The organism is Metabacillus crassostreae, from assembly GCF_016908395.1.
GTDB classification, from domain to species: Bacteria; Bacillota; Bacilli; order Bacillales; family Bacillaceae; genus Metabacillus; species Metabacillus crassostreae.
This window is the reverse complement of the sequence record NZ_JAFBDU010000001.1, coordinates 650,354-665,848: the sequence shown is the minus strand read 5'-3', so window position 1 is coordinate 665,848 and position 15,495 is coordinate 650,354. Positions and strand designations below refer to the sequence as shown.

Genomic DNA, 15,495 nt, shown 5'->3' with positions numbered 1-15,495 from the left:
CAGGACAATTCATTTCGATACCGGTAGTCTGGATCGAACCTCTATTATTCGTTATGCTATTTTCAATAGAATTATTACATTGAATTCTATTAAGCTTTCTGTGGAATCCATACTGTATCAAAACCATTCTTAATAGAATATTCATACAGCATAATAATTTTATCTGTCTTATAATTACTCATTAAAGTAGTTATTGAGGTATCCTCTTTTTTATCTGTTAATGCTTGATTTCTATCAATTATAAATTCTAAATACCTTCTCGTTGGTAACTTATCACTCTTCGAACTGTTACATTTATTACATGCTAATACAAGATTCCATATATGATCAGACTGAACAAATGACCAAGGAATAAAATGATCAACGTGTGTTTCTCTCTTGTTATCAGATAATTTCTTGCCGCAATAGAAGCATTCAGCTTGAAAATATGTTAAAAGAACTTTCTCGAAAGGTTTTAAGGATGACCGCTTTGCAATGCTCTCTACTTTACCTAAAAGATAATTGATACTAGGTACTTCATTTAATTGCTCAATCATGGCTGCCATATGATAATTTGTGAGGTTTACAAGTAGCCTTTGGTAATTTAGCATAAATCCGTGCACTGCAGGATTTAGCTTTAGTGTTTCCTTTTTATGATCAAACGCATAAAAGCTTCCTCTTGTATCTCCATATAGTGCACCGAATACATTTATTTTCATCGTTGTTTTCACTTTATTAATTAGTTTTATTTGTAATGTGTCATCTAATTTATCAAATACCATTTCTGTTGGAATGGCACTCTTTATTTGTTCTTCCTTGATAATGGAAACAACTCTTGCTGTTTGCCCACTGTTCTGATTTAGTAAATTATGATGAACAACTAAATTCCAGTATATTTTAGAAAATGAATACGCCAGCTGATCGTATTTAAGCTCAAAATCTTCATTAATTTGGTACAAATTTTCGATTAATGCCTTAATTAATGCATATTTATAAGTAGATGATTTTACTGACTTTTTTGATAAAACAATCGTGAAAATTCTCCATATTTCTTCATCGGTTAAGTATATTTCTCTTAACTCACCGACTTTTAGTTTATGACCCAACTGCTTTCTCCCTTCACCCTTAAAATCTCAACTTCTATATAATTAACAAAAATTCTAAACAATAGTCTTATACTAGTTTATCTTTTAAATTTTTAAATGCTTGATTAACAACTTCTTCTTTTTCTTTACCACTAACGATTAATCCTCTTTCGTTCTTAATAGATCCATGTACTTCATATTCTTCTCGTTCAATATAGTATAGTATGTCCAGTCGAATTAACGTGTCGTCAATTTGTATTAATATGAATTCCATTGGTGATCCAAAAAACATGTAGCAACAGTCCTTATAAAATAATAATATTATGTAATGTTGTCTATAACATATAAGTGTAAAAACTAGTTAGTCTTCAACGTTAATTAAAAAAACTTTCTCACCAAAGCTACCTCGTTTTTCTTCTTTCTGTTGTCTAATTGAATTGATTTCTTCTAAAGTTGAACCATGATACACAGCTACTGCATTAATCACTTCTAGTAACTCCGCTAGTTCTTCCAAAGAGCTTTCCCGATCCTTTGCTTCCACAAATTCAGTTAATTCTTCATATGCTTTTTTCTTTAATTCTATTATGTATTCATCATTATTTAGTTTTCTAACTTCATACTTTTTACCTGTCTGGTCGATAATCGCTGGAATTTTGTCTCGTACAAGTTTATTATAAGTAGGCACAATTGACACTTCCTATATAACTAATTTTTTTCTCCATCTTATCCATTCGACAATAACTGTTATTTCCCTCCACTTACTTATAGTTAAATTATCAATACTATATTTCCTTTTTAATAAAAATAAAAAATGATATGATATTTAAAGATCAATTTTAATTCGGGGGATATTATGAAAAAAATAGTAAAAGTCGTTGCAGCTATTATTGAAAATGAACAAAATGAAGTTCTTTGTGCTTTACGATCACCGGAAATGGCTATTCCTAATATGTGGGAATTTCCTGGTGGGAAAGTAGAGAAAAATGAAGATATTTATTCTGCGTTGGTTAGAGAGATCAAGGAAGAGCTAGACTGTACAATTGAAACAATGGATCTATTTAATGATCATACGCATGAATACGATTCTTTTATCATCAATTTAATCGCGATCAAGTGTAAAGTTGTTGAGGGAATTCCTACTCCTAGTGAGCATTCCACATTAATTTGGTTAAGAAGAGAAAATCTAGATTCACTTAAATGGGCTCCAGCTGATATTCCAGCAGTTGAGCAGCTTATTGGTGAGTAATAAAGAAGTCCCCATTTTCATCTTGGGGACTTTTTCTTTTCTTATACTTTTTTTGTAAATTCAGTATAAAGATTACCTGGTATTTCATGTTCTAGACGCAATTTGACTGTGATTGGTCTTTCTCCTTCATATTCTACTGAATCACCTTTTCCAATATAAATATAAGGCTCTGTTTTGCCATCGATTTCTTTGTATTTCCTTACAAATAGATGTAAATGAACTCCACGTTCTTTGTTAAAGATGATGTTTTTTCCTCTTTCAGATGTTTGGCTTGTGTTGTTTTGTGTTTGCCACTGAAAGTAGTTTTGATCTAGGAATTTATCTTGATAGTTTATGCTTTCTTTGATGTCTTCTTCTTTATGAAGATCAATAAATAGGAAATAATCGTTGTCATTCGCGACAATTCCAGATCCTCTGAATGAAGTATGAGTTTTCCGGTAATTTGATAATAATGCTGCGTCAATCATTTGGTATTGTTCATAAAGCTTGAAGTGTGGAACACCGTAATATTCGTGTTTATATTCTTTTTCATAACGGTAAATTCCATAATTAAGTACATCTTCAATATACTTTTTGAACTCTGTATTTTCTAACACTTGAATGAAAGCGGCTGATTTGATTAATTTGCCATCACGATAATTCACAAGCTTTTCTTTCGTTTTTAATTGTGTTGTATCATAGTATTGCTGATCTAAATATTCAAAAGAGTGATGAATACTGTCATCATCAACATCTTTGATTAATTTCAGAATTTCAGTTTTTGCAGCATCAATCGTTATTTCTTCATGTTCTAGTAAATATTTAATAATGATAAAATCGTACACTCTTTTTAATGGTAAATGGCTTGATAATTGCTTTAAAATGTTTTCAAAGAGTTCATCCATTAATATTGACTTGAGATGATCGTCTCTTTCTACCTTTGCGACGAATGAAAGATAAGATTTCTCTTTTTCAATAAACTTAATCGGATCCGGTGCACCGTCAAATTTTAGATAATCTAATAGGTACAGTGGAATGCGGCCTTGATTCAGCTTTTTAAATTCGAAATATTCTTCTTTTAGATATTTCATTGAATTAAAGTTTTCTTGATCAATTTGCTCTAATATTCGCTCCTGAGCTATTTTGTCCATTTGAATATGTGTTGCACCAGGTATATTCGCAAAATCAGTCGCAATCGCCACTTTTAGGCTTTCTTTATCATAGTAACGACTTCCATTTAGTGCAATTGCAATAAGAAATACTTTGCTATGATTACCAATAAAGTCTAAAACAGTTAAGAAGCTTTTACTATCATGCTTTCGTAACCCTCTTCCTAGCTGCTGGATAAATATAATTGGTGAATTTGTTGGTCGAAGCATGAGAACAGAATTTACAGAAGGAATATCTACACCTTCATTGAAAATATCCACTGTAAAAATACATTCTAGTTCATCGTAATCATCTTCTAAACGATTGATATATTTGCTTCGCTCTTCAACTGAATTTCCTCCATTAAGACAAATGCTTTTATACCCTCTTTTGTTAAATTCATCAGCCATATATTGTGCATGATCGATACTAGCACAAAACCCTAAGCATTTTCTCTTTTCTCCGTCATGACTATAAAAGTTCATTTTTTCAATAATAAAGTCAACACGCTCATTTACTTTTAACCTCTTAGTTACTTCAGCAATATCATCAATTGATACATCACTTAAATCAATTCCCTCAACATCTGTTATGCCAAAATAATGAAAAGGTATGACGAGATCATCTTCTAACGCATCATGAAGTCGCACTTCTAATGCAACATTATTGTCAAACAAATCAAACACATTGTAAGAATCACTTCGCTCAGGTGTAGCTGTCATTCCTAACGTAAATTTCGGTTGAAAATACTCCATAACATTCTGATAGGTAGGACTTGTCGCATGATGAGCTTCATCGAAAATGATATAATCAAATTCTTTCCGATCAAATTCTTCATAATAACGAGACATCGTTTGGATTGTGGAAAAAACATAATCTGCATTAGATTCTTTGTGATTTCCTGTTAGTAAACCAAACGAAATACCGCGATTTGTAATAAGCGTCTCAAATGTTTCTTTTGCTTTTTTAAGGATTTCTTCTCTATGTACAATAAATAATAGTCTTTTTGGTTCAAAGCTTTTCACATCAAATGCTGACATAAATGTTTTACCTGTTCCAGTTGCTGAGACAACAAGAGCTTTACTTTCACCATAGTTGCGTAATCTCTCTAAATTCTCCATTGCTCTTCTTTGCATTCGATTTGGAACAATATATGGTGCATTTTCATAGATTAATTGCTGCCTTATTTGTTGACTCTTAATAGTATGTAAAAATTCTCTATAGCGTGTAATAAAGTCATCATCCGCTATTTCACTACTATCCCATAAATGGTTGTATTCTTTTAAGATGTTTTGAATAAAACCACCTTGTTCTTTAGAAACGATCTCCAAATTCCACTCGATATTACTTTTCAAAGCACTTTGAGTAATATTCGATGACCCAATGATTACTTTGTAGCTATCACGGTATTCAAAAATATATACCTTAGTATGAAAACCAATTTCTTTATCTGTTACAAACACCTTTAAATTGATATTCGAAAACTCTTTAATCTTTTCCAATGCCTTTGCATCTGTAAAATTCAAGTACGTGGAAGTAAGAATTTGACCTTTTACTCCTTTTTCGCCTGCTTCTTTTAAGGAATCTAGTAATAGCTGTAAGCCACTATAATTGATAAATGCTACACTAAAATAAAACCGGTCGCACTCTTTAATTGATTTAGTCAGCTCTATCAATAAATTACCGTTACCGGAATTCGTGATTAATTTCTTATCTGTATCCATATTTAACTCCTAACTATATGCTCATTAAAAATTTAAGTTAGTGCTCATTAATTATTATGTATGTTATTTGACCATCTTGTAAACTTCACTCTATTTCGTTCATACCAATCATTACACATTAAATAGCTTTCATTGTTAATGACTATGATATCTTTCCAATATCTATCATAACCATTTATTTTTCGTTGATCACCAATTGACTTATCGTTCTCGACCTTTTTCAAAAAAGGATAATTAATGTCAAACGTATCTTTACAGTATTTCTTTTTTGATAACCAGAGTACTAGTTGTGGTGTAATCTATTTCGCTGCTGGGCTCAAGGTTGGGTTATTTTTTGTCTCTAAAAGATATGATTGACAACACCAAACTTGCAAATGCGATCATAAGCATTAACGTTTGAAATACTGTCATCATAAGCATCACCCCCTATCTAACGGGGTAACACTGACCACCCTTGGGTTTCCAAACTATTGCAACAATAATATAGCACAAGAATAGAATGTATGTTCTTATTTTATGAATAAGAAACAATTTATTATCTTACTAAAGTCTAAGCTACCTACTCATTAACCTTTTTGATGTATTTGATTTCTCTGTCCGAAATCAAATAATCTTCTTTTTGATCTGGAACCCAGATATAGAACATACTCTCGCCATCTTCATTTTTCCAATATGTGTCTTCAATTTTTACAGTTAAATCTTGAAAACTAGTATCATCATCAAAATAATGAATTTTGTAATAATCCCCTACATTGAGTTCATAATTTTGTCCTTGAATAACAATTGTAAAACGTTTCATAAATCCTCCTTATATAGAAAGTTCCACAAAGTATAAAAAAAGAATTAAAGCATCTATCTAATAGAAAAAGATAAACTAAAAAAGACTGCTTGGTGCTGTAACACCAAATAGTCACACATTAGCATAGTTCCTTCTATGCTGATAAGCGTTATAGCATATAAATCACCCTATTTCGCTGCTGGGCTCAATGGTAGTTTTTTTTGGACCTATAAGAGACATTGACAACACTAAACTAGCAAATACTACATTATTAACTTATCTTCCTATCACAATACAACTTCAGGAGCTCTACTAAATTCTTCTAGCAGAATTGTTAATTTAATATGTTCAACATCAATATCTTCCTTCTGATTGTTATAGAAATTTTTAGCTTCCTCAAGAGAATCAAATTGTAGAGATTTATGTACTTGCTCATACCTACCTAGTTCTTCAAATATTTCATAAGCCAACCAAGTTACTTCGTACATAGTAACACCTCATTTTCGTAAATATTTTAAAAGGAGAAACATTGAATATTCCTTAACCATACCTACTTTTTATTATACTATACTCATGTTCTGAATTTTGACCATATTCACTAACACCTGCTGTGTTACATGCTAAGAATAATTCACTATTTAAGTTCCAATGATATCTATTTATTTTACGTCTATTATCTATTAAACAGGTGTTACTAATGTTTAGCTCACTTATTTCTATTTAATATAGTCAGTTCTTACTTTTTTCTTCACTTTTCAATCAACACATCTTTGGTTATAATAGAAGTAGAAAAAACATAAACTAAAAAAGACTGTTGGTGCACTAACACCAAACAGTCATACAATAGCTAGGTTCCCGTCAAGGGGATCAGCGCAATATTCGTAAATAACTCACCTATCGCCTGCTAAAGCTCAAGGGTGGGTTATTTTTGTCTCTGAAAGATATGATTGACAACACCAAACTTGAGAATGCGATCATCTGCATTAACGTTTGAAATACTGTCATCATAAGCACCACCCCCTTCCTTTGGGGTAATGCTGACCACCCTTGATTTTTCCCTAACTGTTGCCATGCTATTATAGCACGAAATGGAACGTGTGTTCTTATCAGTCAGATAGAAACTTGTATTTTTCTTTTAATTGATCCTACTTTTCAAAATAGTTAATAAATTAAACTGATTAGTTCTACAAAGGGGTGTAACATGTCTAAAAACACGAAAATTGCACTTATCGCTTCATTAGTTGTATTAATAGGTTTTCCAGTTCTTTTCTTATTTATATCATTGTTTACCGGTCAATGGGGTTATCTTTTATGGAGTATTGTTCCTAGTTTTACTGTAGGTTTTACTGGATTGATGATCACGTTTATACAATTTAAAAAAGAGGGAAATGGTGAGTGATGTTCTAAGTTTTTTATACGAAAACTGACTTTCATTTATCAACATCATTCTCCCCTTTTTAGATTAATATGGCCTATCTGTACTTACATAAAAAGGACCTACCCAAGTAAGTCCACATCAATTCAATCATATTATGAACTTTCTACATAAGAAACAAACTTATAATAAAGTGTAACATCCTGTTTTCTCATATCATTCACATAATCAGTGTAGATGTTAGTCATACTCGTTATTGTGTCTTCACAGTAATCCAAAATGAGGTTATGATTGCGGTGTTGATCGATGATTTCTTGATTGATGGTTTCTACCAATTCTCCGTTTTCGTTTTCCATTTCTTTTTTCATGAAAGTGGTAAATTCAGTCCCTAAGTCTCGTATTTCTTCTATTGCGTTTTTTAGTGGAGTGGCTTTATAGCTTAATTCCTTTGAATCTGCAAAATGATGTTTTATTGTAAAAGAACCCATATTTCTCACCTCCCATAGTGATAATCAAACATCTTCGCTATTTTTTCTTCTTCTGAAAACAAATCTTCAATTGAATCTCTAATTTTTTTCACGAGCAATTTCTCTTTTTCAATTTCGCCTTGAATGGTACCAATCATTTGTGAGAACGATTGGTGGTATGATGCTGGCAATGGTGGAAGGTGTTCATTCACATTGATATTCGTTAGTTTGTAATAGCCACCAACTGGATACCAAAGAGATTGTGATAAAAGATAAGAATATTGAGTAGGGTTCGATTCCATTGTATGTATTTTTGACATGATTCTTTGTTTTCTTTCTTGGTAATCATCAACATAGTCACTGTCAAAAAAAGCCTTCAATCTATTCACATTGCTTTCTTTTTCCTGAGAGATTGCGAGACCTTTTTGATAAATGCGAACCGATGAGGAAATATTAACTTTTATCTCCCCCTTACCAGCAGGTGACATGTACATATCGTTGTGAACATAGCTAATATTTTTATCCTTTGCAAGTGTATTGATCACAGCTTCAAGTCCATGTGCATGGGCACTCACACTAAAGTTTTTCAAGAAACTAGTATCTACATTCTTTAACCCTTCAAATGCTTCTTTTATATCACTTACCTCATCCTTGATTGTTTGTAATGAAGCTATAAACTCGGCAATACCCTTTAGTTGTTCTTCTGGATTCATTGTATTTAAAGTAAGTGAAAGGGATAGATTTTGTGATGGATCTAGTAATTTATCAATAGTTGTTTGGATCTCTACTAAACTTGTTTCAATTTCTTTTATATTAGAAATGATCTTATCTTTTTCAACCTGACTTATAAAATCAACATCTACTAAAGCTTGGAGAATCGGATCAAGGTTTTTATATAAAACCTTCACAGCTCTAATTAGCTCCGGTATTTTATTAGCCATAGCAACAATTGTCGGAACTGCTTCAACTATTAATACTGTTAAGTTTGCAATAGTCTGAGAATAACCTGCTACCAGCTCTTTTTGAAAATTCAGATTCGCGCCAAATAAATCAAATGGAAGTGATATTGTTTCCTTTGCAAAAGACCAAATTGAATCAGCATTCTTCAATTCTGTAAATGGTTTCTCAAACCCATCAACCGAATCTTCAATACTTTTAATGGTTTCAGAAAACTCATCCCATTTTGAAAGAGCCGAATCAAGAACTGCCGGGTTGAAACCAGTAAGAGTTTTCATAAACCCATCAAATCCATCTTCATTATACGCTGTAGAAAAATTTGAAAGAAACATTTGTATTGTTCGCAATTCTTGATCGGGGATTTTATCCACTAACTCGCGAATGCCAGCATAACGTGGATCTGTATCAAGAAAATCATCACGGCTACCTATTTCAAGGAATCCCCTGATGCTACTAGCTCCGTACAGCATATCTTCTTCTGATGTGAGATGATGGATAGTTGTTTCGTCGATTTTGTTTTTGTAGTATTCTTCGGTGAAGGCTTTGAGTTCCTCTGGTGGGATTTTGTAGATGTCTTGGTCAGTCTTTATTTGGAATTTATCATTAATTTTCAATCTAAAGATATTGTCTATTACTGAAAGTTGATAAGCCGTTGGTGCTGCATCATTTATAGCATATACATCTTTAAATCTTAAATTATTTTTATTACTCGACATCAATTGTAAAACCGTTATATTATTACCTCCTAAAGAATGACCGTAACCATATTTCTCAATACTAGGTAAATTAAATTCCTTATTTTTATTTTGAATAATCCTTTGTACTTCATCATCAAATAATTTTGCATCTTGAAATTGATTATCTGTTCCTCCAACGTATATACCAATCAAATTATAACTCCAATCAATAGGCCTCCAAGTATCCTTTTCACCTAGCTCACTTCCCCGAGTTATCGTAATTGACTGATTAAGCTTCTTATCTTCACTTTGGAAGTGAATAATAGTCCCATCAAAGCCACTATCAATACTGGTTTTTCTATGCTCTTTTAGAATATCATCAGAACGATAAACAGTAATATCACTAATTAACTCATTTCCAATTTCTTCATAATAAATTCGTTTTATTTCACTTTCTATTTCCATTTCTTTAAGATTTTCATATTCTAAATTCATAATTCTTGCTTTAAGAATCTCAGTATTTAGTATTTCTGCATTACTCATTTTTTCACCTCTATTCATCGATATTGAATTTTACTTTTTTCATATAATGTAATGCTTTTTCCTCTTCTTTTTTAATATTAATATCACAATTAGTCTTTGACTTATCAAGACATTGGGCTGTAAATACATATTCTAAACCTTTCTGACTTTCTTTCGATAAAATATAACCAAAATAAAGATAGGCGGTTGAATGTTCTAATGGTTCTTCTGATTTCGCATAATATATATGAGTTTTATCTGTTTCTATTTTTTCATATTCTCCATCGTAACCAACTGAATCACTTAAAATGCCAAGGCTGGAATCAATTACACTTTCACCATAAGTAGAATATGTTGTACTAAAAGAGTATCTATAATTTTTCTCTTCGTTTCTGTCATAAAAAATAATCTTTTCAAAGCTATCTTTTGTTTTTTGATAAAACGGCGGGCCATCTGTTACCGCATTTTTAGGCCAAAGCATAGAATATCCACCTGTTTTCGAGTTGAATAAATAATAGCCTTCTTCCACTTCCTCAGTTGAATCTAACAAGCTCTTAGTAAAATCATCCTGAAACGCAGCTGTATTTGGCAATTCCTCCGAATCCACTTCTTTTTTCATACTACATCCTCCTGTAAAGATCAGAGTGCATATAAGGGCATAAATTAACCATGGACGCATGAGTGTGACCCCTTTCGATTTCCTTTAACACTCCATTATTATCATATATTTCCAGTTAGATACAACGTTAAATTTGGTTTTTAGTAAAGAGAGGAGTTATTTACTATGTTGGATATAGGTATCAAGCTTCACATCTGTGTCCTTTTGACTAGAGAAATGATTTACAAGCATCAACCACTTGTTTTGTTTTCAAACATTATTAAATTATCTTTTTAATGTAATGATTTGGATTTGACCGCATCATTTCCCCCTAAGTCTATTAGATTAATTTTTAATACAATTCAACCTAGTAATTTGGTATGATAGGAACAGGAAAATAGACACAGGAGGAATCATCATAAATATGCAATCATCAAGACATCACACATTAGAAAAACCAGTAATGGCTTCAGATTATGAAAAATTAAGTTCAAAGCTCCTTACCATCGCGATACCTGGGTTATTAGGTTCATGTATTCCAATCATATTAGCTTTAAGTATTTTTAAGATTGTGCCTTTCAAAACATTTCTTTTTGTATGTATTGTTGTTCCTTTCTTAATTGGTGGACTTTATTTAACATACAAAAAGTTTCATACCTCATCCAAAGGTAAATATTTATTATCTGCTTTATCTTTTTTTATCATTTTTGTTTTTATGTGGTTTATCCCATCTTATGAAATTTGGGGAGCCATTCCTTTATATCTATTAATCTCATTAATCTATCTGAATTCTAAAGTCATGATTTACGCGACAATTTATTCGTACATTGTTTATACAGCTCATCTTATTTTTAATCCTTACTTTGCCAAGAATTTAGTCATGGATCATATTGTTATATATGTTGTTTTAACAATGTTAGGAGTTACTTGCTACTGTATTACCTTAATGGGAAAACGAATGCTCGCAGATGTTAACAAAAATCAAGATAAAGTAACAGATCTACTTGAAGAAATCTCGAAATCAGTTAACTCTATTGAGGTTTTCGGGAAGAAATTAACGAAAAATGTCGAAGAAGCTGGGACAATCTCTAAAGAAATTTCACTAGGATTTAATGAAATTTCAAAAGGTACTGAATCACAAGCTTCTGGAATGTTGGATATAAATGAAAAAGTCTCTGACACGAATAACTTTATTGTAGCTGTTTCGGAGACCTCTTTGGATCTTAAGGAAATATCATTGTCAACATCTGATGTATCAGAAAAAGCGAACGAAACGATGAAGGAATTAGTATTAAATCTTGAGCAAGTATCACAAGCCCAAGTTCAAACAGATGAATTAATGAAATCCTTAGAGGGAAAAAATGACCAAATCAGTGGAATATTAAAGGCTATTGAGGAGATCGCAACGCAAACAAATTTATTATCACTTAATGCTGCAATTGAAGCAGCAAGAGCTGGAGAGCAAGGAAAAAGTTTTGCGGTTGTGGCAGGAGAAGTGCGAAAATTAGCAGGACATGCAAGCTCCTCAGCAACAGAAATTTCAACAATATTAAATGATATTAAGGATCAAACACAAGCTGTTTCTACTCAAATAAATAGCGGCAAAATGGCTATTGAAATTAGTCAAAAATCAGCTGAGAACTCTACTATGTATTTCCACTCAATTAATGACAACATGTTAAACGTTCTAAATAAAGCAACAAATATTCAATCTATGCTAAAAGATTTAGAAACAAACTCACAATCAATCGGACAAAAAATCGAAACGATTTCAAGTGTAACAGAACAGTCTTCTGCTTCAATAGAAGAAATGACCGCTTCACTAGATATGCAAACTGAGCGAATTGGTGCCATTAGCCATAGCTTTGCTGATTTGGAAAAGATGATTGAAAGCTTGAATGAGTTAACGAATGGTCATCATAAGGAGTAAGTACAGAATAAATTTTAAAGACAAGTTGTTATTAACTTGTCTTTTTCAAATGCTTACAATTATTTGACCCTAGAATTTCAGCTAGATCAACCTTTTTCTAAAATTCTTATTTATGTTCGGTTGCCATTGGAGGTTGCTCCATCCAGTTGTGTTTAATCATTAAATTCATACCATCATCAGCAACAGTCATCATTTCTGAAAGAAGCTTTGCATATTTAGCCCCAACATCTCTACGCATGATTGTCGCTAAACTAAACCCATACTGTTCAATTCCACCACCTGATAAAATAGAGGCATGGAACATTATTAGTTTGTCTGAGAATGGAGACACTGTAGAATCTGATACATATGTGTACCATGGAGTGGCGCTTGATAAATCGTCAGCTTCTAAAAAAGACTGTAATTCTTTCAATGTTTTTGTGCTAATTTCCTTCCCTCTTGCTAAGAAGTCTTTTACATCTTTTGTGTCAGCTACTTGTACAAAACCAATTAACAGTGTTTTCGTCACTTCAATGTTTTGTATGTTAAAAAATAAATTAGATATTTCTAATGAAGTTAAAGGTCGTTTTTCACCAATAAACCCTTTTAGATAGCTCTTTTTACTTATCATTTCTGCTTGGGACGGATCTGCTATATAAGGTGGTCTTACATACAAACCTTTTTTTAGCAATAATTCCTTCGTTTTTGTATTCAATTCTGTAGAAGAGCTTATACACTCTTTATAAAAACCATGAACATCCTTACGAGCAACCATACTAAGTGCTTTAGAATAGAACGACAACCCTAAGTTTGCCAACTGATGTGTATAAAACAAAACAAATTCATCAGAAAATAATCTTGGAGCAGATAAATTAACATCTCCTTTTGTAAATCCAATAGGAACTGGATGGTTTTCTTTAATGAACATTTTAGAAATCAGCTTAATATGAAGCGTAGATAACTCAAGTGCAAAATGTAAAACTTCCTGTATTTCTGGATCTTCACATTTTTCTATGAAATACTCGATACAGCACATAGCCATACTATCGACCATATAATTAGTCCATAAAAAGCCTTTTTCTGTTGCTGATAGATGTATAGTAGTCAATTCATGTCCTCCTAAACATTATTTCTTCCTATATCTTTTGAATTAACTACTATTTTTATCCAAAATTACAATGATTCATTATTCATAAAGTTTCATCGAATACTTTGTAGAAATTTGTTGAAATATAGTAGAAAAGTCTTTAAAATTAATTATATAGATGTTAAAGGCAAACTTACTGAAAGGTGAGGACGCAAAGCTACGAGTCTAAAGTCACAGTACTATGACAGTCGGGTTGCCAAGAGTTTATATATTACTGGTAGCCCCTTTTATTTAAATAGAGGGGAGATAAAGATGAGCACTAATAATGAAATTCAATTAGCAATAAAAAAGTTCAATCAATTGTTAACTAAATACTCAGATAACAAGAATTCAACGTTTTATTTCGTGAGTTTTTTAAAACAGTTTCTAAGAATGAATAATAACAATAGCAATTCTGAACTTTGTTTATCATCATTTATTACAATTATAAAACACGAAATGCCTATTGTTTTCTATGAACTTCGTAAACGCGGAGAGTATGATGATGTTATTAACTTTATGGTACATCTTTCAGTAGACTACCACAAAGCAAAAGCTGACTTAGACAATCTTAGTAAGAAAACAAATATGAAAGCAATTTTATAGTAATGATATATCCATAATCTGATTTTTATCTATAAAAAGGTCTTTGCTTCTATAATATTATATTTATTCCTTAGTACATTCACTATGTGTTAAAAAACGTCTAAATCTCCAATGGGTTTTAGACGTTTTTGAATTAGTTTGTTTTAATTTTTACGCAAAAGCCCAATAGACTTTTACCCTTAAATACTGCGAATTTCTAACTTTTAATCGATTCTTGATAAAGATCAGCGTAAGTTTTTGAGCCTTCAATTAGATCATCACAGAAAGCAGCAACATCAGTTCCTGTCACTTCAAGCACACCTTTCCCAGCAGCTACTCCTTCTTCAAAGAAGCTAAGAATTTCTGAGAGCGGTCCGATTCCTTCGTGTAATTCAACTGGTCCGACTTTATAGAGATATTTTTGGATCTCTTTATAAACAATTTGGTAATCTTGTGGAAGTGCTTTAACACTTGAAACATGGGCTCTCCATTCTTTTTTACCTTCTATGATTTTTTTGATACTCATTTCAGATCCCCTCCCAATTTTCGTGCTATGTTCTTATTAAGCTGGTTTCGCCATTTATCTCTATAAGTTTTTCCGCCTTCATCACCAACAAGCGCTGCACAGAAACCTTTGATATCATTCCCTAGTACTTCTTCGACACTTTGGCAGTCTGCTGATGTCACTTCAAGCAGTTCAAGTGCACTGTCAAGTATCGGCATCAAATTACGAGCTGTGAAATCACTATACATCCATAGATTGCTTGTGATCTCTTTCCAAGCAGCCTGAAATTCAGCTGGTAAGACTTTTGCTCTTGCTTCAAATTCTTTCATTTCTTTCTTCATATCGTTGCCGGTTATCTTATCTAAAAAGTTCATTGTAGTTTCCTCCTTCAAATTAAGTGCTTGCCGAATCATTTCACTAAAAGCATTATTTTGCTTTTAATTCGTTTAGTTTGCTTGAGACAAAGTTCCATTTAGACCAAAAAATTTCAAGTTGTTCTTTCCCTGCAGCATTAAGTGTATAAAATTTTCTCGGTGGTCCTACAGTGGATTTCTTTTTCTCGATGTTTACCAGATTGTTTTTTTCTAACCTTATGGTGATCGTATAAACTGTACCTTCAACCACATCAGTAAAGCCAAGTTCTCGCAGCTTTTGTGTAATTTCATAACCGTAAGTTTCTCCACGGCTGATAATCTCAAGTACACACCCCTCAAGTACACCTTTTAGCATTTCTGTAATATTTTCCACATTAATCACTCAATTCTAATTTATTATCTTTTTCAGTAGTTTGTACTACATATATTCAGTGTCACTTACTACTGGTATATAGTAACA

The 15,495-nt window shown here is 32.1% G+C and carries 19 protein-coding genes and 1 riboswitch; of the genes, 4 read left to right on the top strand and 15 right to left on the bottom strand.

The features are described from left to right. Window positions 1–89 precede the first annotated feature (89 nt). The 3 genes from JOC75_RS03730 to JOC75_RS03720 all read right to left on the bottom strand — a co-directional run bounded on the left by JOC75_RS03730 (window position 90) and on the right by JOC75_RS03720 (window position 1,749). Complete coding sequence (locus tag JOC75_RS03730; protein ID WP_204952760.1) at window positions 90–1,085, bottom strand: HNH endonuclease domain-containing protein; 996 nt, start codon at window positions 1,083–1,085, stop codon at window positions 90–92. Window positions 1,086–1,152: 67 nt separating this feature from the next. Next, a complete protein-coding gene (locus JOC75_RS03725; protein WP_204952759.1) occupies window positions 1,153–1,356 on the bottom strand; it encodes a hypothetical protein in 204 nt (67 codons plus the stop codon). Window positions 1,357–1,425: 69 nt separating this feature from the next. After that, on the bottom strand, window positions 1,426–1,749 hold the full coding sequence (locus JOC75_RS03720) for a nucleoside triphosphate pyrophosphohydrolase (protein ID WP_204952758.1): 324 nt from the start codon (window positions 1,747–1,749) through the stop codon (window positions 1,426–1,428). Window positions 1,750–1,917: 168 nt separating this feature from the next. On the opposite strand from JOC75_RS03720, the gene JOC75_RS03715 reads away from it, so the two are divergent. Continuing rightward, window positions 1,918–2,310 (top strand): (deoxy)nucleoside triphosphate pyrophosphohydrolase, encoded by a 393-nt coding sequence (locus tag JOC75_RS03715; RefSeq protein ID WP_204952757.1) that lies wholly within the window; start codon window positions 1,918–1,920, stop codon window positions 2,308–2,310. A gap of 41 nt (window positions 2,311–2,351) precedes the next feature. On the opposite strand, the gene JOC75_RS03710 is transcribed toward JOC75_RS03715, so the two are convergent. The 5 genes from JOC75_RS03710 to JOC75_RS23830 form a co-directional block, all read right to left on the bottom strand. Further along, window positions 2,352–5,162: a DEAD/DEAH box helicase gene (locus JOC75_RS03710; protein ID WP_204952756.1), complete on the bottom strand. Its 2,811-nt coding sequence runs from the start codon at window positions 5,160–5,162 to the stop codon at window positions 2,352–2,354. Window positions 5,163–5,489: 327 nt separating this feature from the next. Next, window positions 5,490–5,573 (bottom strand): putative holin-like toxin, encoded by an 84-nt coding sequence (locus tag JOC75_RS24340; RefSeq protein WP_226669857.1) that lies wholly within the window; start codon window positions 5,571–5,573, stop codon window positions 5,490–5,492. A 148-nt stretch (window positions 5,574–5,721) separates the two neighbouring features. After that, on the bottom strand, window positions 5,722–5,961 hold the full coding sequence (locus tag JOC75_RS03705) for a hypothetical protein (protein ID WP_204952755.1): 240 nt from the start codon (window positions 5,959–5,961) through the stop codon (window positions 5,722–5,724). Window positions 5,962–6,227: 266 nt separating this feature from the next. Next, window positions 6,228–6,428 carry a hypothetical protein gene (locus JOC75_RS03700; protein WP_204952754.1) on the bottom strand — a complete coding sequence of 67 codons (201 nt, stop codon included), beginning with the start codon at window positions 6,426–6,428 and terminating at the stop codon, window positions 6,228–6,230. Between the two features lie 406 nt (window positions 6,429–6,834). Continuing rightward, window positions 6,835–6,945 carry a putative holin-like toxin gene (locus tag JOC75_RS23830; protein WP_275580264.1) on the bottom strand — a complete coding sequence of 37 codons (111 nt, stop codon included), beginning with the start codon at window positions 6,943–6,945 and terminating at the stop codon, window positions 6,835–6,837. Window positions 6,946–7,141: 196 nt separating this feature from the next. Between JOC75_RS23830 and JOC75_RS03695 the strand changes: the two genes are divergently transcribed. Next, a complete protein-coding gene (locus tag JOC75_RS03695) occupies window positions 7,142–7,339 on the top strand; it encodes a hypothetical protein (protein WP_204952753.1) in 198 nt (65 codons plus the stop codon). A gap of 131 nt (window positions 7,340–7,470) precedes the next feature. On the opposite strand, the gene JOC75_RS03690 is transcribed toward JOC75_RS03695, so the two are convergent. Genes JOC75_RS03690 through JOC75_RS03680 form a run of 3 tightly spaced genes read right to left on the bottom strand, consistent with a single transcriptional unit; the run spans window position 7,471 to window position 10,557 of the window. Next, window positions 7,471–7,803 carry a hypothetical protein gene (locus JOC75_RS03690; protein WP_204952752.1) on the bottom strand — a complete coding sequence of 111 codons (333 nt, stop codon included), beginning with the start codon at window positions 7,801–7,803 and terminating at the stop codon, window positions 7,471–7,473. 5 nt (window positions 7,804–7,808) lie between these two features. After that, a complete protein-coding gene (locus JOC75_RS03685) occupies window positions 7,809–9,959 on the bottom strand; it encodes a DUF6792 domain-containing protein (protein WP_204952751.1) in 2,151 nt (716 codons plus the stop codon). A 10-nt stretch (window positions 9,960–9,969) separates the two neighbouring features. Further along, window positions 9,970–10,557 (bottom strand): hypothetical protein, encoded by a 588-nt coding sequence (locus JOC75_RS03680; protein WP_204952750.1) that lies wholly within the window; start codon window positions 10,555–10,557, stop codon window positions 9,970–9,972. A 403-nt stretch (window positions 10,558–10,960) separates the two neighbouring features. On the opposite strand from JOC75_RS03680, the gene JOC75_RS03675 reads away from it, so the two are divergent. Next, window positions 10,961–12,466: a methyl-accepting chemotaxis protein gene (locus tag JOC75_RS03675; protein WP_204952749.1), complete on the top strand. Its 1,506-nt coding sequence runs from the start codon at window positions 10,961–10,963 to the stop codon at window positions 12,464–12,466. Between the two features lie 106 nt (window positions 12,467–12,572). Here the strand turns inward: JOC75_RS03675 and JOC75_RS03670 are convergent, their stop codons facing one another. Continuing rightward, complete coding sequence (locus JOC75_RS03670) at window positions 12,573–13,553, bottom strand: DUF3231 family protein (protein ID WP_204952748.1); 981 nt, start codon at window positions 13,551–13,553, stop codon at window positions 12,573–12,575. A 155-nt stretch (window positions 13,554–13,708) separates the two neighbouring features. After that, a riboswitch (cyclic di-GMP riboswitch) is annotated at window positions 13,709–13,793 on the top strand. A 51-nt stretch (window positions 13,794–13,844) separates the two neighbouring features. Here JOC75_RS03670 and JOC75_RS03665 point away from each other — a divergent pair. Further along, window positions 13,845–14,177 carry a hypothetical protein gene (locus tag JOC75_RS03665; protein WP_204952747.1) on the top strand — a complete coding sequence of 111 codons (333 nt, stop codon included), beginning with the start codon at window positions 13,845–13,847 and terminating at the stop codon, window positions 14,175–14,177. Window positions 14,178–14,373: 196 nt separating this feature from the next. Here the strand turns inward: JOC75_RS03665 and JOC75_RS03660 are convergent, their stop codons facing one another. From JOC75_RS03660 to JOC75_RS03650, 3 genes are read right to left on the bottom strand one after another with little or no spacing between them, the layout of a single operon-like run. Continuing rightward, entirely contained in the window at window positions 14,374–14,682 is a 309-nt protein-coding gene (locus JOC75_RS03660) for a DUF1048 domain-containing protein (protein ID WP_204952746.1), read from the bottom strand. After that, window positions 14,679–15,035 carry a DUF1048 domain-containing protein gene (locus JOC75_RS03655; protein WP_204952745.1) on the bottom strand — a complete coding sequence of 119 codons (357 nt, stop codon included), beginning with the start codon at window positions 15,033–15,035 and terminating at the stop codon, window positions 14,679–14,681. The genes JOC75_RS03660 and JOC75_RS03655 overlap by 4 nt, the downstream gene beginning before the upstream one ends. Before the next feature lie 52 nt (window positions 15,036–15,087). Further along, a complete protein-coding gene (locus JOC75_RS03650; protein WP_204952744.1) occupies window positions 15,088–15,408 on the bottom strand; it encodes a helix-turn-helix transcriptional regulator in 321 nt (106 codons plus the stop codon). Window positions 15,409–15,495: the final 87 nt, after the last annotated feature.